Origin of the sequence: Streptomyces sediminimaris, from assembly GCF_047049295.1 — a bacterium.
Taxonomy (GTDB): Bacteria; Actinomycetota; Actinomycetes; order Streptomycetales; family Streptomycetaceae; genus Streptomyces; species Streptomyces sediminimaris.
Genome location: NZ_JBJWOT010000001.1, coordinates 352,452 through 369,756, shown reverse-complemented (window position 1 = coordinate 369,756; position 17,305 = coordinate 352,452). Strand labels below are relative to the sequence as shown.

Below are 17,305 nucleotides of genomic sequence, written 5' to 3'. Positions count from 1 at the left end.
ATGCAGGTAATACGGCAGCGCCGCGTGAACGAGAAGGAGCAGATCAGCCTGTTCGGCAGACGCATCGGTCGCCGGACCGTGCTGGTGACGACGGGCATCGCCGTCGCCCTCGCCGTGACCGGCACGGCGGCCGCCTCGACGTACCGGTTCGGTACCCAGCAGGTCGGCCAGGTCACCGCGGACGGCCAGGTCGTCTCCGCCGACCAGCACATCGCACCCTACGGCGACCGCACCGTCATCAACGACGGCAAGATCATGTCCTCCTCGGTCAGCCCGGACGGCAGCCACCTCGCGGCCGCGATGGCCGACGGCGACGCCTCGCTCGTGATCATGGACCTGGGGACCGGGCAGGTGAAGCAGAAGGTCGGCACCAACGCGGCGGACGACCTGCGCATCAAGAGCGGCTCCGTCGGCCAGGAAGGCCCGGCGTACTCGCCCGACGGCAAGCAGCTGTGGCTGGGCCAGAGCGACGGGTACACCAGGTTCACCGTCAACGCGGACGGCACCCTCGCCGACCCGACGACCGTCTCCATCCCGGCCGACGGCTCCAAGCGCGCGCTCGTGGGCGCCGCGGTCTTCTCCGCCGACGGCTCCACCGTGTACTCGGCGGTCAACGGCCAGAACCGGGTGGTCGCCATCGACGCGGCGACCGGAACGATCGAGCGGAGCTGGGCCGTCGGCAACGCCCCGCGCGGACTGGCCCTGGTCGGCGGAAAGCTGTACGTCAGCAACGAGGGCGGGCGTCCGGCGAAGCCCGGCGACACCACGATCAACTCCTACGGCACCCAGGTGGTGGCGGACCCGGACACCGGTGCGAGCACCACCGGCACGGTCAGCGTCATCGACACGGCCGACCCGTCGGCCCCCGTGGGGAGCATCGACGTCGGTCTGCACCCGACCGCGGTGTACGCCAGGAAGGGCGCGGTCTTCGTCACCAACACCGCCGACAACAACGTGTCGGTCATCAGCACCGCCAACGACAAGGTCGTGCAGACCATCTCCACCCAGCCGTGGCCGGAGGCGTCGGTCGGCTACGAGCCCAACGCGGTGACCCTCACCGACGACGGCCGCCTGCTGGTGACGCTGGGCCGCGCCAACGCGGTCGCGGTCTACCGGTACAAGTCCCCGCAGGAACCCGCCAGTTACGTCGGACTGCTGCCCACGGACTACTTCCCCTCCCAGATCACCACCGTGGGCAGGAACGTCGTCGTCTCCAACACCCGTGGCATCGACGCCCGCCGGCCCACCACCAGCGGCGGCCACGGCACCCACGACACCACCTCCAGCCTGACGCGGTTCACCCTGCCGGACGACCACGTCGTCAGGTCCCAGACGGTGAAGGTCTTCAGGCAGAACGGCTGGACGCCCGGCTCGGTCAGGACGTCCCAGGGCAGGCACCACCCGCGGCCCGTTCCGGTCCCGCTGCGGCTCGGCGACCCCTCGACGATCAAGCACGTCTTCCTGCTCGTCAAGGAGAACCGGACCTACGACCAGGTCTTCGGCGACATGCCCCAGGGCGACGGCGACCCGGCGTTCACGCAGTTCGGCGAGAACGTGACGCCCAACCAGCACGCGCTGGCCCGGCAGTTCGGGCTCTACGACAACTTCTACGACATCGGCACCAACTCCGCCGAGGGCCACAACTGGCTGATGCAGTCGGACAACCCGGAGTACACCGAGTCGTCGGCCGGTGAGTACACGCGCAGCTACGACACCGAGAACGACGCCCTCGGCCACCAGAAGAGCGGCTTCATCTGGTCCGGCGCGCAGGCGGCCGGCAAGTCGGTCAAGGACTACGGCGAGTTCCAGTCCATCGAGAGCAAGCCGGCGGGCGCGACCTGGCAGAACCTGTACTGCGACGCCAAGAACATGGAGGCGACCGGGGCGAAGACCGCGTACCCGATCCAGACCGGCTCGGCGATCCCGTCGCTGAACAAGGTGTCGGTGCCCGGCTTCCCGCTGTTCGACCTCAGCGTGCCGGACGTCTACAAGTACCAGATCTGGAAGCAGGACTTCGAGAAGAACGGCCCGGCGAACCTGAACATGTTCTGGTTCTCCAACGACCACACCGGTGGCCCGCCGAGCCCCGCGGCCGAGGTGGCCGACAACGACCTCGCGGTCGGCAGGATGGTCGACGAGATCACCCACAGCAAGTACTGGAAGGACTCGGCGATCTTCGTCGTCGAGGACGACTCCCAGGCCGGCCTCGACCATGTCGACGGCCACCGCGCGCCGGTCCAGATCATCAGCCCCTGGTCCCGGCACGGCAAGGTCGACAGCCACTACTACTCGCAGATCATGATGATCCGCACCATCGAGCAGATCCTCGGGATCCACCCGATGAACCAGAAGGACAGCGCGGCGACCCCGATGTACGGGGCGTTCAGCCACAGGCCCGACGACACTCCGTTCACGGCGCTGCCCAACCGGACCTCGCTGACCGACGGTCTCAGCACCCTGCCTCCCTGCGGCGCGGACACCCCGGCACCGCAGGACGCCAAGGCGGCACCCGCGCCGACCGCGGGCAAGGTGCCGGCGGGCAAGCAGAAGCTCGCGGTGCAGTGGAAGACCTGGGAGTCGCACCAGCGGCTGACCGGTCCGCACGCCGTGCCCGACTACGCCAACCCCGCGCAGATGAACCGCCTGACCTGGTACGAGACGCACAACTGGAGCAAGCCGTACCCCGGTGACGGCAAGGTCTACGCGCCCGATGACGTCCCGGGCGCCTACCTCCCGTCGCCGGAGAACGACGGCTGACGCGACCTCCGGCCCCGAGTGACCCCCGGCCGGCTGCGGCACCCGCAGGACGCGGCGTGTCCGCGGTGGTGCGGGACCGGACGAGGAGCGGCGCGGCGCGGACCCGCACGGCGTTCGCGCCGTGCGGGTCCTGTACCCCGGTCGCGGTCGGCGTCCCGTCGGAACGCCCGCCGCGACTCCCTCAGTTGGCCTCAGTAGGAGGCGTAGTCCTCCCGCTTGACCACGCACAGGGCCCAGATGATGAAGCCGGAGAAGGCGATCACCACGACGGACCAGACGGGGTAGTACGGCAGCGAGAGGAAGTTGGCGATGATGATCAGCCCGGCGATCGCCACGCCGGAGACGCGCGCCCACGTGGCCGCCTGGAACAGCCCGAAGCTGACTCCGACGGCGACCGCGCCCAGGATGAGGTGGACCCAGCCCCATCCGGTGAGGTCGAACTGGAAGACGTAGTTGGGCGTCGTGACGAAGACGTCGTCCTTGGCGATCGCCATGATGCCGCGGAAGATGCCCAGCAGCCCGGCGATCGTCAGCATCACGGCGCCGAAGATCGTCAGGCCGGAGGCCCACTGCTGCTTCGCGGATTCCCGGTGGGTGGGCTGTGTGGGCTGAGTGGGGTGTGTGGCGGTCATCCTCAGTACCTCGATTCGATCGGCCCGGTGTACTTCAGTGCCCGGACGCGGTGGCCGCGCCGGTGGGCGTTCCGGCGCCGTGGCCGTTCAGGACCAGGTCCTTCGCCCTGGCGAACTCCTCGTCGGTGATGTCGCCGCGGGCGCGGATCTCGGACAGCCTGGCGAGCTCGTCGACGCTGCCGGCCGCGCCGGATCCCTTGGCGGTCTCGCGGATGTAGGAGTCGAAGGCGCGCTGCTGCGCCTGTGCCTCCGCCACCTCGCGGTGGCCCATGTTCTTCCCGCGCGCGATCACGTAGACGAAGACCCCCAGGAAGGGCAGGAGGATGACGAACGCCAGCCAGCCCGCCTTGCCCCAGCCGCTCATGGCGTCGTCACGGAAGATGTCGACGATGATCCGGAAGAGCAGGACGAACCACATGATCCACAGGAAGAACACCAGCATGGACCAGAAGATGCTCAGCATCGGGTAGTCGTACGCGAGGTACGTGGGCGTGCTCATGTCTCTCCCTCCGTTCCGGGCGATCCGCCCGGCGGCCTTCTTCTGCACTTCTCAGCGTGCGCACGGCAAGCCCCGGGCGGCTTCACCCGGCGCGGGTGAGCGGCCGGACGGCCGGATCGCTCCCGCCTGGGGCCGCCGGAGGCGACGGTGTGCCGGAACCAGGCGCTGGTGGCGACGGCCTCGCCCAGGGCCATGCCCGAGACGGCGACGACGAAGACGCCGATCAGCCAGGACAGCAGCGTGAACGCCGGTCCGAGCGGGCCGAACTCGTCGAGACTGCGCTGCATGGCGTCGGACAGCAGCAGATGGCCGGCCCAGCTCAGGGTGATCGTTCCCGCTCCCGCCAGGAGCGCTCCCGGCAGCAGGCTCCACCAGCCGATCCTGCCGCCCAGCAGCAGGTGCTGGGACCACCACCACAGCAGGACGGACCCTGTCAGGGACAGCGCCAGGCCGGTGGCCGGGCCGACGCCGAAGCCCCGCCGCAGGGGGGCCTGGACGAACATGAAGGCCAGCCACACCACCAGCCAGATCAGCCAGCGCCAGGCCGCCGCCCGCACCGGCGCCCGGGGCAGGTGCCAGCAGCGTTCGCACACCGCCTGCAGGGCCCGGCTGAACGCGGTGGCCGACGCCAGCGTCAGGAGCGCGCCCAGGGCGCCGACGGACTGGCGCGCCGCGTCGTCGGCGGCGTAGGTGCGTTTGACCTCGTCGAGCGTTTCGCCGCGTACGCCCAGAACCGAGCTCAGGGAGTCGACGAGCAGCTGCCTCATTCCCGGCGGCGCGAACGCGGCCACCGTCATCAGCAGGGGCAGCGCCGCCAGGAAGGCCTGCGCGGCCAGCCGCATGGCACCTTCCACGAGGTTGAGCGCGGCCAGCCGGGGCAGCAGCCGGCCCACCGGGCCGGCCCGGAGGCTCGCCGCCGCCCGGACCGCGCGCTCCCTGAGGGTGGTGGGCGGTGCGGTCTCCCTGGCCATGGCTCACGTGACCGCGTGTCCCGGTTTCTCGGTGGTGTCGGAGGCGGGACCCGCGGCCGCGAGCACGGCGGCGATCGCCAGCACGGCCAGGACCAGCACGAGGACGAGGACGACGGCGCCGACGGTGGGATGGTTCCACAGGACGAGCGCCAGGGCCCCGGCTCCGATCGTGACACCGACCGTCCAGGACTGGTGGTCCGACAGCCAGCGTCCCGTCAGGCCGGTGTTCAGCCCGATGCGGCGCAGGCCGCCTCCGGCGGCCGCGGCCCCCCGCCCGGCCAGGCCGCGCACACCGCGGGCCGCCCGGCCGGGTCCGTAGAGGTAGGCGGTGAGCGCCGCGAGCAGGGAGACGACGAGCAGGGTGCGGGTGCTCGCGCGCAGGAAGCGCACGAAGGTGTCGAAGATGGCCGCGGCGGCGTCGGGCGGCAGCGTCGCCGAGGGGACGGAGTCGAGGTAGACCCGTCGCGCGACGGCCAGGGCGACCAGCAGCAGCACCGCCATCACGGCCACACCGACGCCGACGACGATCACCATCAGCCGGTGGCTCGGAGCGACCCAGATGGTGAGGGCCGCGAAGGCCAGGGTCAGCACGGGCAGCCAGATGCCGACGATGTTCAGCAGCCGCATCCCGTCCTGCGCCTTGCTCAGCTGGTCGGTCCTGAACAGCGTGACCGTGCGGTCGACGTTCGGGATGGCGGCGGCCTTCTGGAAGCCCGCGTCGACGAGGCGCTGGCGTACCTGGTCGACGACGACTCCGACGTCCAGCTGCACCGCGTCGCCGTTGGCCTGCAGGGCGCCCTCGCGTGATCCCGTGAGCATGTTCACCACGGCGGCGTGCGCCCGGCGGTTGGCGCCCGTCCAGGCCTGCTGGAAGGCGTCGCTGGTGACCACGCGGCTGACGTTGCGCTCCACGACGGTGCGCACCGCGGAGCGCAGCGGACCGGTGAGGGACTCGGAGCCCTGCACCACGCGCGGTGGCGCGCCGTTCTTCTTCAGCGTGTTGGTGAGGGCGGCCGTCACCGCCTCCACGTCCACGTTGGCCACGACCCGGTCGGTCAGCCGGTTGACGAGGACCTTCTGCACGGCCGGCTCGGAGGCCAGCGGCGCTACGGTCTGTACGTACCGGTCGGTGTCGGCGACCTCGTCGTGCACCCAGGCGGCGACGAGCGCGAGCGGTGCGAGCACCAGCGTCAGCACCAGCAGGACGACGGCGCCGGCCCGGCGGGTCCGCCGGTGGCGCAGCGTCGCGGCGCGCCGCAGCCGCAGGTACTCCTCGTGTTCCGCGGCGGACATCACGCGCGAGGCCTCCGCGGTCGCGCCGGAGCCCGGCGTCACAGAGGTCGAAGGGGGAATCATGCGGGCCTCCCTCGTCTTTTCCGCGCCCGGCGGTGGTTGTGGTCAGTCGCTGAGGGGCATGGGTGTGGCGCCGTCGGCCGCGGAGAGGCCCGTGCCGCCGCGCAGGCCCGACCTGCGCAGCGCGGCCCGCCAGGCGAGGGCCAGCACCGTCTCGGCCAGTCCGAGCAGCACGAGCCACAGTCCGAGCAGCCGGGTCAGCGCGCGGGCCGACTCGGTCGGCAGGGCCAGGACGACGATCCCGGCCACGACGCCGATCACCGCGGACCCCACCACGAAGCCGCGGTGCGGCAGGTTTTCGGCGGCGATCGCCGTGTAGAGGGTGAGGATCCCGGTCACCAGCCAGACCACGCCGACGATCAGTGAGAGAGCGGCGATGGTCTGCAGCGGATTGCGCAGGCACAGCACTCCGGCCAGGACGTACAGCACGGACATGGCCAGCGAGACGATCCGCTCGACGAGCCCGGCGCCCGCGAAGACGGAGACGAACCTGAACGCCCCGTTCACCAGCAGGTACAGCCCGATCAGCACGGCCAGGACGTGCAGGGTCTCCTCCGGCCAGACCAGCACCAGGACGCCCGGCACGAGCGTCATGACCGCGGACGCAAGCACCCACGTCCAGGAGCGGCCGAGCTGTTCCAGCGCCCGAGCGGCGCCGTCGGCCTGCCCGGGTTCCCGGCCGGGCGCCACCCGGTCGGGGCTGTGCTCCGGACCGGTGCGCGGTGCCGGACCACGGGGAACGGTCATGGCTCCTCCTCGCTTGACGAGCGGGCCGTATGCGGAACGCCGCCGGATGGTGAGCGGGGATCTCACGGGTCAGCGTCTCCCCTGGCCGCGGTGGCCGGGTCACCCGTCCCGGGTGATCCGCCGGCTCCGCCCTGCCGCTGGGCTGGGGACCGCACACGTTGCGACCGGCGAGGCGGCACGAGCGGTCTCAGGGCCACTGCCGCACCGGACCCAGGAGGCTGAGCCATGACCGTCCCGAACTCCTTCACCGCGGCCCTGTCTCCCGCCGAGCGCGCGGGCATCGGCCGTGACGCCCGCTCCCGTGCGTCGCGTTCGTGCCACGGCTGGTTCGAGGCGGGCCAGGACCGGTTCGACCCGGTCGGGGTGATAGAGCGTCAGTCGGCGGCGCGGGTGGCCGAACTCGTGCCCATCCGCTACGGGCGCATGCTCGAGTCACCGTTCCGCTTCTACCGCGGCGCGGCGGCGATCATGGCCGCGGACCTGGGCCCCACCCCCAACTCCGGGCTGCGGGTGCAGCTGTGCGGGGACGCCCACCTGCTGAACTTCCGGCTGCTGGCCTCTCCGGAGCGGCAGCTCGTCTTCGACATCAACGACTTCGACGAGACCCTGCCCGGGCCGTTCGAATGGGACGTGAAACGGCTGACGGCCAGCTTCGCGATCGCGGGCCGGGCGAACGGCTTCTCCCGCAAGCAGCAGGACGCCGCCGTACGGACCTGTGTGCGGGCCTACCGGGAGCGGATGCGCGAGTTCGCCGGTATGCGGACCCTGGACATCTGGTACGCCCAGGACAACGTCGAGCGGCTGCGGGAGTTCATGGCCTCGTCGATGGACAAGGAGGCCCAGCGCCGCACCGCCCGCGCCACCGCGAAGGCCCGCACCCGCACCGGCATGCAGGCGTTCGAGAAGCTCACCCGCACCACCGCCGAGGGCCGGCGGATCACCCCCGACCCGCCGCTGATCATTCCGCTCAGGGACCTGTTGTCCGGTTCCGCGGAGGAGGAGAAGGCGCTGCAGAGCGTGCTGGACGGCTACGCGCCGACCCTGTCGTCCGAGCGCCGGCACCTGCTGCGCCACTACCACGTGGTCGACATGGCCCGGAAGGTGGTCGGCGTCGGCAGTGTCGGCACCCGCTGCTGGATCGTGCTCCTGCGCGGCCGGGACGACGAGGACCCGCTGCTGCTCCAGGCCAAGGAGGCCCAGGAGTCGGTGCTGTCCGCGCAGACCGGCGGTGACCGGTACGACAACCAGGGCCGCCGGGTGGTGGCCGGGCAGCGCCTGATCCAGACCACCAGCGACATCTTCCTGGGCTGGACCCATGTGCTGGGCTTCGACGGCAAGGAGCGTGACTTCTACGTACGGCAGCTGCGCGACTGGAAGGGCATCGTGCGGCCGGAGACCATGGGGCCGGATCTGCTGTGCATGTTCGCCCAGCTGTGCGGCGCCTCGCTGGCCCGGGCCCACGCCCGTTCCGGCGACCCGATCGCCATCGCCGCCTACCTGGGCGGCAGCGACCGCTTCGACCGCGCCCTCACGGAGTTCGCGCAGTCCTACGCCGACCAGAACGAGCGCGACTTCGAGGCCCTGGCCGCCGCCGTCCGTACCGGCCGGGTCAGCGCCCAGGCCGGGTGACCCGGGCTCACTCCGGCAGCTGCCGCATCTCCCGGATGTGCAGCCCCAGGGACTGCAGGCGGGCCAGGAGCCCGTACAGGTGCGCCTCGTCGACGACCGGGCCGTACAGGACCGTCTGGCCGGACATCAGCACGTGCTCGAGCTCCGGGAACGCTTTGGCCAGCGTCTCGGACATGTGTCCGTCGACTCGGATCTCGTAGCGCATGGGCTCTACTCCCGCGAATCCTGGGGAAGCGGTCCGCGCCCCTCTCCGCGATCGTGCGCCCGGACGGCCCGCCGGGCCTCACCCCGTACGTGTGACCCCGGTCGCGGAGGCCGGCCGGCGCCCCGCACGTCACGTGGTGCCGCCGCTCACCGCAGGGTGCCGCGGACCGGCCGCGCCCACCGCCGGGACGGCGCAGGGGTGCCTCATCCGTCCCGGACGAGGTCCGCCGAGCGCAGCAGCCGCATGTCCCGGGCGCGGTGCACGGCGTCGCTGCGGCGGTTCACCCCCAGCTTCCGGTACAGGCTCTTCAGGTGCGTCTTCACCGTGTTCACCGACACGAACAGGTCCGCGGCGATCTCCTGCGTCGACATCATCTGGGCCAGGCGCTCGAGGACGTCGCGCTCGCGGGAGCTGAGTTCCTCCACGACCACCGGCCAGGGCGGTGTCCCGATCCCGGCCCGGACGCCGTGCGCCGTGGCGGCGGGCGCGAGCCACCCCGCCGCCAGCTGGTTCAGCGGCGGCGTCAGCAGCAGGGGCTTGAGCCACCGTCCGGCTTCGAGGAAGGGACGCCGCAGCAGCAGGTGCCGCGCCTCCTGGAGGGCCTGCGCGACCAGCCTGCGGGCGGCCGGGGTGTCGCCGGACGCCTCCGCGGCCTGCGCACGCACCAGTGTGGCCCGCACGGTCACCGCCGGTCCGGCCCGCTGCGCGGCGGGCACGCTGTCGAGGAGGTCGATCGCGGCGTCCGCATGGCCCGCGGCGAGCTGGATCCGGGCGGCCTCCACGGCCCACGCCGGCTGGTCCTCGCCCAGCCGGTCCAGCACCTCGGCGGCCGCCTGGGACCGGCCTTCGGCCAGGTGGGCGGCCGACGTCACCAGTGTCTCGTGGCTGTCCGCCCACGGGCAGTCCACGGCGGCGGTGACGTCCGGGTCCGCCGCCCGGACCGCGGCCCGCGGGTTGCCCCGGGCCAGCTGGAGCCGGGCGGTCACGAGGGCCCGTGCGGCGGCGGGCACGGGGTCCTGGGGGGCGGCGGGCGCGTCGGCCGCCTCGTCGAGGATGGCCTGCGCCCGGGCCAGCTCGTTGCGCTCCACGGCGACGGCGGCCAGGACCGTACGCCCGATCCCGGAGCCGGACGGCCCGGAGAGGCTGAAGCGCTCCGTCTCGTTCGCCGCCTCCAGGGCCTTGTGCTCCGCCCGGCCCGTCCAGCCGTCGAGGTAGTCGATCAGGGCGAGGTGGCCCATCGACTCCTCGCGGGCGAGCACGGTGGCGGCCCGGCCGGGCGAGCCGGTCGCCTTGGACAGGGCGTCGCGCGCCTCCTCGAACCGCCCGGCCCACACGTGTGCGGAGCCCACGTGGGTCCGCAGCAGGGCGGGGAGTTCGGGATGCTCCTCCAGCAGATGCGCGGGGACCTCCGGCTGCACCTCGTCGGCCGTCTCGGCGGCCCGCCGCGCGCGGGCCGGGGAGCCGGTCAGGCGGGCGGCCAGCGCCTCCAGCAGCGCGCAGCTCAGCCGGGCGGCAGCCGGGTCGGCCGCCCGTGCGGGCAGCTCCGCCTCGGCCTGGCGCAGATGGGTCAGGCCGCGGTCGAGGTCGCTGTGGGACAGGTCGCAGGCCGCTCGTACGAGGTCCGTGGCGGGGCCGGTGGCGTCGGGGTCCATCCGGGAGAACAGCTCGGTCAGGTGCTCGGAGCGCAGCCCCGTGAAGAACTGCCCGATCGCCAGGTCGTCGACGACGGCACCGGCGGTGAAGTCCCAGTCGCCCGCGGCCGCGCCGTGGCTGAGCGTCTCCTGGAGCGAGCCGGCCCGCCGCAGCCACCGGGCGGCCCGCCGGTGCAGCTCGGGTTCCAGGCCGGGGAGGCGTACGCGCAGATGGGTGCGGAGTATCTCCCCGAACAGCGGGTGCAGGCGGTACCAGGACTGCCCGAGCTGTTCGACGAACGCGTTCTCCCGGCACAGCTCGCCCAGGATGCGCGCGGCGTCGCTCCGGCCGGTCAGCGCGTCGGCCAGGTCGGGGCAGAAACGTTCCAGCACGCTGACGCGCAGCAGCAGGTCCTGGGTCTGCCGGCTCTGCCGTTTGAGCACCTCGGTCAGCAGGAAGTCGGCGACGGTGCTCCGGCCCGCCTCGAACTCCTTGAGGTAGGTCTCCGGGTCCGGGCTCTCCTGCGCCGCCAGGGCGCACAGCCGCAGACCGGCGGCCCAGCCGCGGGTGCGGTCCACCAGAGCGCGCGCGGTGTCGACGGGCAGCCGCAGTCCGTGCCGCCTGAGCAGGGCCGCGGCCTCCTCGGGCGTGAAGGCCAGCTCCGCGCCGCGGATCTCCGTCAGTGCGCCGGCGGCCCGGTAGCGGTGCAGCGACAGCATCGGCTCGGTGCGGGTGACGACCACCAGATGCAGTCCCCGGCCCGCGTGCCGCAGCACGAAGTCCAGCTGCTCCGCGACCTCCGGCTCGGTCACCCGGTCGTACTCGTCGAGTACGACGGTCAGGGCCGGCCTGCGCCCCTCCAGCTCCCCGGCGATCGCCGAGAGCACGCCGCGGTTGACGTGGTTGGCGTCGGCCGGCCAGCCGACCTGCTCGGACAGCGGGCTGCCGGACGCGCGCAGGGCGTGCAGGAAGTACGCCCAGAACATTCCGGGCCGCGCCTCCTCGGCCTCGACGGTGAGCCAGGCCAGGGGCTGCGCCACACTGGCGGCCCATTCGGCGACCAGCAGGGTCTTCCCCGCCCCCGCCGGCCCGTTGACCATCGTCAGCGGGGTGCGCAGGGCCTGGTCGAGGTGTTTGGTCAGCCGTGGCCTGGACAGGAACGTGGCGGGCCTCGTCGGCAGGGCGAAGCGCGTACGCAGAAACGGGTCCCCGAGCGGATCGACACGGTGCTCGGCCGGCACCGGATGCCCCTCATGATCGGCCACGGTACTCACCACCACTGTGGGTCAGGTCATGGGCAGCGCTCCCCTTCGCTCAGCGTCCCATTCTTCGCGTGGAGGCGCCCGGCACACCTGGTCCGATGGTCCCTTCACTCGACCGAACGGCCCTGATGAGGGAGACCGGCGAGCCCATCGGTCCTACGCACCGACCTGGTCGGCCCTGTCCGTCAGGTGGCCGAGGCGGACGGCGGCGGTGACCGGCGTGAGGGGTGTGAGGACCCGCGGGAGCCGTCGGGCCGCTCCTCGCGCAGGGTGGACTGCCGGACTGCCGGACTGCCGGACTGCCGGACTGCCGGTCGCCGGTGCCCCGCCGAACCGGGGTGCCCGCCGCCTGTAGCATCTGCCTGCGTCGGGCCGGACACTTGTGCGGGTCCGGCGATCCCCGCCGGATGAGGAGACGAAGGTGCCGGAGAGCAATCCCGGGTTCGGGACGCACCGGGCTCATGGCGTCGAGCAGCCCGGGGCCGCGCCCCGTCGGCCCGGCGCGCCCGCCGGCCTCGTCGCCACCCCGGACACGGCGCGGTGTGGTCCGCTCGCCCGGCCGCACCGCCCCACGCCGCCCGGGCACGCGCGCGAGGCGGCCCGCCGCTCCGGCCGCACCGTCACCGGCCGCACGCTCGCGGCACGGCCGGATTCCCGGAGCACCCCGTCGCGGAGGAACCCGCGGACCGCCCGGGCGGCGCACCACGCCGCAGGCCGCCACGACGTCTCCCGCCGCCCGCCCGCCTCGACCGCGTAGGCGGCCGCACCCGATGTCCGATCCAGCCGCGACCGGGAACCGACGACATTGAACACAAGCCGTACGACGACTGAGGCGCGGCCCGGCGCCGCCGGACCGGCGGTGCGGTCGGCGCGCGCCCTGGCTCGGCTCGCGCTGCTGTGCCTCGCCGGAGCCGTGGCCTGCGTGGTGGCCGGAGCCGGCCAGTGGCTGATCCTGCTGCTCGGACTCGCCGGACTCGCCATCGCCGGCGCGGGACTGTGGTGGGCCCTGGCGCACCGCGGAGCCGCCCGTCTCCTCGGTGCCCTGCTGGCGATCGCCGCGCCCGTGGGCGTCCTGGTGCTGTACGCGGTCTCGGGCCTGTGGGTGGTGGCGGCCGCGGCCCTGGCCTGCTGGACCGTCGCGCTCGCCTGCGCGCGGAGCGCCCTGCGCCATCTGCGCAAGCCGCGCGGCATGCGCCATCGCGGCACCCGCGCCCCGCGCCGCGCCGTGGTGATCATGAACCCTCGGTCGGGCGGCGGAAAGGTCGGCCGGTACAAACTGGTGGAGCGGGCCGAGGCACTGGGCGCCCGGGTGATCCTGCTCGACCTGGACGAGGACCCGGACCCGGCCGCCCTGGCCCGGCAGGCCGTGGCCGAGGGCGCGGACCTGCTCGGCGTGGCCGGTGGTGACGGGACCCAGGCCCTGGTGGCGGCCGTGGCCGCCGAGCTCCGTCTGCCCTTCATGGTCGTGGCGGCCGGCACCCGCAACCACTTCGCCATGGACCTCGGCCTGGACCGCGACGACCCCGCCAAGGGCCTGGACGCCCTCTCGGACGGCGTGGAACTCCGCGTCGACCTGGGAGACGTGGCCGGCCGGCCCTTCGTCAACACGGCCTCGTTCGGCACCTACGCACATATCGTGCAGAGCCCCGACTACCGCGAGGCCAAGGCGAGCACGGCGCTCGACCAGCTGCCCGACCTGCTGACGGGCGAGGCGGGCGCCACCCTGACGGCCCGCGCCGACGACGAGGTCCTTCAGTCCCCGCAGGCCGTGCTGGTCAGCAACAACCCCTACGCGCGCGCCGACCCCCTGACCGGCGGACGCCGGCCGCGGCTCGACACGGGCAGGCTCGGAGTGATCTCGGTCCGGGTCGAGGGCGCCGCCCGGGCCGCCGAACTGGCGCTGCTCGGGGAACGGGCGAGCGGCATCACGACCCTGACGGCCCGCCGCGTGGTCGTCGAGGCGGACGAGGAGGCCATCCCGGTGGCCCTCGACGGCGAGGCGCTCACCCTGCCCACGCCGGTCGTGTGCACGGTGAGGCCGGGTGTGCTCCGGGTGCGGGTACCCAGACACCGTCCCGGCGCCCCGTACGTCGCACCGTCGGTCGACTGGCGGCGCGTCGTCCGGCTCGCCCTCGGCCGAGCACCCCGCCCGCACGAGAAGCACGAGAAGCACGAGAAGCACGAGAAGCACGAGAAGCACGAGAAGCACGAGGAGCAGAGCGATGGCTGACCGCCGCCCGCGGCAACGACAGGTCCCGCAAGGACTCATGCACGATCTCGCCGCCCTCGACCAGGCGCTGTACGAGGCCGTGACGGTCACTCGGACGCCCACGCTGGACGCGGCCCTGCGCCGGCTGTCCGCCGCGTCCGACCATTCCAAGATCTCCTTCCTGATCGCCGGGGCGCTCGCGGCACGCCCGGGACACTCACGCCGCGCCGCCGCCCTCGGGGTCGCGGCGATCGGCGTCGCCTCGGCCACCGCCAACCTGCTCGGCAAGCGCCTCGTGCGACGGTCCCGGCCGCACCGCGCCGAGGACTCGCCCTTCCCGGGACGCCACGTGCCCATGCCCGCGTCCGCGTCCTTCCCCTCGGGCCACACGGCCTCGGCCGTCGCCTTCGCCGCCGCCGTCGGCCCCGCGCTGCCGGCCGCCACGCTGCCGCTCGGCCTGCTCGCCTGCGCCGTCGGCTACTCGCGCGTCCACACGGGCGTGCACTATCCGGGCGACGTCATCGCCGGCGCCGTGCTCGGAACCGGCGCGGCGGCGACCGTCCTCGCCGCCGCGAGCCGGGACGGCCTGAGAGCGCGGGCCTTCCGCCGCCCGTAGCGGCACCCGGCCCACCGTGCCGGCAGGACGCCCGGATTCCGTTCCCCGGCGGATCATGAAGATTCCGTGCGCGAAACCTGTCTAAGATCTGGAGCTTGTACGGAGAGGGGAAACGTGTGAGCGATTTAGCAGGTCCCGGCTGCCCCGAATGCGGCCGGCTCCGGGCAGCGGACGGGACCCCGACCTGCTCGTGCACCCGCCGCGCCGCGGAAGCCCGCCGGGAGACCCGCACGGCGGAGGCGGCGGCCGCGGAGGACTTCGACCCGGTGCGGATACGGCCGTTCGTGGCCATCGACGACGGCTCCGCCGCACAGGAGGCAGCCTCCGGCGAAGCGGCACAACCGGCGGACGGCACCGGGCCGTCGGACGGCACATCCACGTTCGCCGCCTCTCCGGACCTCGACGGACTGCCCGCGCCGACCCCGTCCGACGACGCCCCGAGCCGTCGGCGCCGTCCCCGGTCCCTGCTGGTCGCCGGTGGCGGAGCCGCCGTTGCGGTCCTTGTCACCGGGGGAGTGATAGGGGGCGTCTTCTGGTACGAAAGCCCCGCGCGGGACGACTCCGCGTCCAGCGGTGTCCGGGCGGGCCTGCCCGCGCAGCGGTCGTCGGAGCAGACCTCTTCGTCGGCGAGCCCCTCCCGGGCGGCCACCTCGGCGGCCTCGTCCACGGCCTCGGCATCCTCCGCGCCGAGAGCCACCCCGTCGGCCCGCGGTACCACCCCGGCCGCTCCAGGCCACCCGAGCGCGACCGCCCCCACGGCCACCGCCACGGCGACGGGCACGCCCGCGCCGAGCGAGCCGGGCGGCGGGGCCCCCGTCCTGCGCTACGGCGACACGGGGCCGGAAGTCGTCGAACTCCAGCTCCGGCTCGCGCAGATCGGCTTCTACGACGGGGCGGCCGACGGCGACTTCGACCGGCAGGTCCAGAACGCCGTCGGCTCCTACCAGCTCACCCGCGTCATCCTCAAGGACCCCTCCGGCGTCTACGGCGCGGCGACCCGCGCGTCGCTGGAAGCCGAGACCAAGGAGCCGTGACGCACACCGGGAGTGAGACGGCCGCGGGCGTACGGCCGCTCGGCGCGGCCCGGTCTCACGCCTTGGCGGCGAGGGGGCGCCAGGTGTTCCAGGTGTCGAGTCGCTGCCGGTAGACGGCTTCGACGACCGGGTAGGGGTACTCGCCGAGGAAGAGCCGCAGGGGTGGTGCGTCGAGGTCGACCAGCTCCAGCAGGACGTCCGCGGTGGCCTGGGGGTCCTGGGGCGCGCGGGCGGTGGCGCCGGCCCGGCGGGCCTCGCGGACCGGCTCGTAGGCGGCGATGGGGCGGGTGTGGACCGCGGAGTCGCCGGACCAGTCGGTGCCGTAGGGACCAGGCTCGACGACGGTGACGTGGATGCCGAGGGGGCCGACCTCCTGTGCCAGGGCTTCGCTCATGCCTTCCAGCGCCCACTTGGAGGCGTTGTAGAGCCCGAGGGTGGGGAAGGCGGCCAGGCCGCCGAGGCTGGAGACCTGCACGATGTGCCCGCGCTGCTGGGCGCGCAGGATCGGCAGGGCCGCCTGGGTCACCCACAGCGGGCCGAACAGGTTGGTGTCGATCTGGGCGCGGGCCTGTTCCTCGGTGGTCTCCTCGACCATGCCGAAGAGGCCGTAGCCCGCGTTGTTGACGACGACGTCGAGGCGGCCGAACGTCTCGGCGGCCTCCTGCACGGCGGCGGTGACGGCGGCACGGTCGGTGACGTCGAGACGCAGCGGGAGGACCCTGTCGCCGTAGGTGCCGACGAGGGGTTGCAGTGACTCGGGGCGGCGTGCCGTCGCGGCGACGCGGTCCCCGCGGGACAGGGCGGCGGCGGCCCAGATCCGGCCGAAGCCGCGGGACGCGCCGGTGATGAACCAGGTCTTCATGTCCTCGACCCTCCGCGATCGGCGGATCCGCAGCCAGCACCCCGGCAGGGTTACCCTGCACCGCATGGTGACCGACAACGCCCTGGGGGAGTTCCTGAAGGCCCGGCGGGGCCGGGTGCCGGCGTCCCGCGCGGATCTGCCCGCTCCCGGACGGCGACGGGTTCCGGGCCTGCGCCGGGAGGAGCTGGCCCGGCTGGCGGGCATCAGCGAGCCGTACCTGACCCGCCTGGAACAGGGTGTCGACCGGCATCCGTCAGCACAGGTCCTGACCGCGCTCGCACGGGCCCTGGAGCTGGACGCCGACGCGTCGGCGCACCTGTTCGCGCTCGCCGCGCCGGATCCCGCCGGGCCGTCGCGGACCGAGGTCACCGCGGACGTGCACCAGCTCCTCGACGCGTGGGTGGGCACCCCGGCGTACGTCCGCGACCGGCGCTTCGACGTCCTGGCGGCGAACAAGTGGGCCCGCGCGCTGGCCCCGATGTACGAGGCGGGGCGCAACCTGGCCCGGGAGATGTTCCTCGGTTCCGAGGCCCGCCGCCTCTTCCCTGACTGGCCGGAGATCGCCACCCAGACCGCCGCGGCCCTGCGCGCCGAGGCCGACCCGCGCGATCCGGCCACCGCGCGGCTCGTCGCGGAGCTCGGGTCGGACGACGACTTCCGGGCCCTGTGGGCACGGCACGAGGTACGTCCCTCCCGTGACGAGCTCAAACGGTTCGTGCATCCGGTCGTCGGCGAACTCGCCCTGCGGCGGCAGGCGTTGACGGTCGGTGGCGCGGAGCAGCAGGTGATCATCGCGTATCAGGCGGTGCCGGGGAGTCCCTCCGCGGCCGCCCTGGACCGGCTGCTCTGACGGCTCCTGCCGCATCGCGGGTCCATTACCTCCGGGGTCATCGACCG

At 73.3% G+C, this 17,305-nt stretch carries 14 protein-coding genes; 6 read left to right on the top strand and 8 right to left on the bottom strand.

Going from position 1 to position 17,305, the window contains the following annotated elements; translation table 11 throughout:
• The gene (locus tag ACJ9NR_RS01675) at positions 1–2,757 is read left to right on the top strand and encodes an alkaline phosphatase family protein (protein ID WP_412490184.1); all 2,757 of its coding nucleotides are present in this window, start codon (positions 1–3) and stop codon (positions 2,755–2,757) included.
• A 191-nt stretch (positions 2,758–2,948) separates the two neighbouring features.
• On the opposite strand, the gene ACJ9NR_RS01670 is transcribed toward ACJ9NR_RS01675, so the two are convergent.
• Genes ACJ9NR_RS01670 through ACJ9NR_RS01650 form a run of 5 tightly spaced genes read right to left on the bottom strand, consistent with a single transcriptional unit; the run spans position 2,949 to position 6,959 of the window.
• A complete protein-coding gene (locus ACJ9NR_RS01670) occupies positions 2,949–3,389 on the bottom strand; it encodes a DUF7144 family membrane protein (protein WP_412490185.1) in 441 nt (146 codons plus the stop codon).
• Positions 3,390–3,423: 34 nt separating this feature from the next.
• On the bottom strand, positions 3,424–3,888 hold the full coding sequence (locus tag ACJ9NR_RS01665) for an SHOCT domain-containing protein (RefSeq protein ID WP_412490186.1): 465 nt from the start codon (positions 3,886–3,888) through the stop codon (positions 3,424–3,426).
• Positions 3,885–4,859: a YhjD/YihY/BrkB family envelope integrity protein gene (locus ACJ9NR_RS01660; RefSeq protein WP_412490187.1), complete on the bottom strand. Its 975-nt coding sequence runs from the start codon at positions 4,857–4,859 to the stop codon at positions 3,885–3,887. The genes ACJ9NR_RS01665 and ACJ9NR_RS01660 overlap by 4 nt, the downstream gene beginning before the upstream one ends.
• 3 nt (positions 4,860–4,862) lie before the next feature.
• Entirely contained in the window at positions 4,863–6,215 is a 1,353-nt protein-coding gene (locus ACJ9NR_RS01655) for a hypothetical protein (protein WP_412490188.1), read from the bottom strand.
• A 42-nt stretch (positions 6,216–6,257) separates the two neighbouring features.
• On the bottom strand, positions 6,258–6,959 hold the full coding sequence (locus tag ACJ9NR_RS01650; protein ID WP_412490189.1) for an HdeD family acid-resistance protein: 702 nt from the start codon (positions 6,957–6,959) through the stop codon (positions 6,258–6,260).
• A 225-nt stretch (positions 6,960–7,184) separates the two neighbouring features.
• On the opposite strand from ACJ9NR_RS01650, the gene ACJ9NR_RS01645 reads away from it, so the two are divergent.
• Positions 7,185–8,588: a DUF2252 domain-containing protein gene (locus ACJ9NR_RS01645; protein ID WP_412490190.1), complete on the top strand. Its 1,404-nt coding sequence runs from the start codon at positions 7,185–7,187 to the stop codon at positions 8,586–8,588.
• 7 nt (positions 8,589–8,595) lie between these two features.
• On the opposite strand, the gene ACJ9NR_RS01640 is transcribed toward ACJ9NR_RS01645, so the two are convergent.
• Entirely contained in the window at positions 8,596–8,793 is a 198-nt protein-coding gene (locus tag ACJ9NR_RS01640) for a DUF8691 family protein (protein WP_412490191.1), read from the bottom strand.
• A 203-nt stretch (positions 8,794–8,996) separates the two neighbouring features.
• Positions 8,997–11,699, bottom strand: a complete 2,703-nt coding sequence (locus ACJ9NR_RS01635) for a winged helix-turn-helix domain-containing protein (protein ID WP_412490192.1) — start codon at positions 11,697–11,699, stop codon at positions 8,997–8,999.
• An 847-nt stretch (positions 11,700–12,546) separates the two neighbouring features.
• On the opposite strand from ACJ9NR_RS01635, the gene ACJ9NR_RS01630 reads away from it, so the two are divergent.
• The 3 genes from ACJ9NR_RS01630 to ACJ9NR_RS01620 all read left to right on the top strand — a co-directional run bounded on the left by ACJ9NR_RS01630 (position 12,547) and on the right by ACJ9NR_RS01620 (position 15,546).
• Positions 12,547–13,917 carry a diacylglycerol/lipid kinase family protein gene (locus tag ACJ9NR_RS01630; RefSeq protein ID WP_412512764.1) on the top strand — a complete coding sequence of 457 codons (1,371 nt, stop codon included), beginning with the start codon at positions 12,547–12,549 and terminating at the stop codon, positions 13,915–13,917.
• Complete coding sequence (locus ACJ9NR_RS01625; protein ID WP_412490193.1) at positions 13,910–14,512, top strand: phosphatase PAP2 family protein; 603 nt, start codon at positions 13,910–13,912, stop codon at positions 14,510–14,512. The genes ACJ9NR_RS01630 and ACJ9NR_RS01625 overlap by 8 nt, the downstream gene beginning before the upstream one ends.
• 116 nt (positions 14,513–14,628) lie before the next feature.
• Positions 14,629–15,546: a peptidoglycan-binding domain-containing protein gene (locus tag ACJ9NR_RS01620; RefSeq protein WP_412490194.1), complete on the top strand. Its 918-nt coding sequence runs from the start codon at positions 14,629–14,631 to the stop codon at positions 15,544–15,546.
• Positions 15,547–15,601: 55 nt separating this feature from the next.
• Here the strand turns inward: ACJ9NR_RS01620 and ACJ9NR_RS01615 are convergent, their stop codons facing one another.
• Positions 15,602–16,408, bottom strand: coding sequence for an SDR family NAD(P)-dependent oxidoreductase (locus ACJ9NR_RS01615; protein WP_412490195.1), 807 nt, complete (start codon positions 16,406–16,408; stop codon positions 15,602–15,604).
• Positions 16,409–16,472: 64 nt separating this feature from the next.
• Between ACJ9NR_RS01615 and ACJ9NR_RS01610 the strand changes: the two genes are divergently transcribed.
• Positions 16,473–17,258, top strand: coding sequence for a helix-turn-helix domain-containing protein (locus ACJ9NR_RS01610; protein ID WP_412490196.1), 786 nt, complete (start codon positions 16,473–16,475; stop codon positions 17,256–17,258).
• The last annotated feature ends 47 nt before the right edge of the window (positions 17,259–17,305 follow it).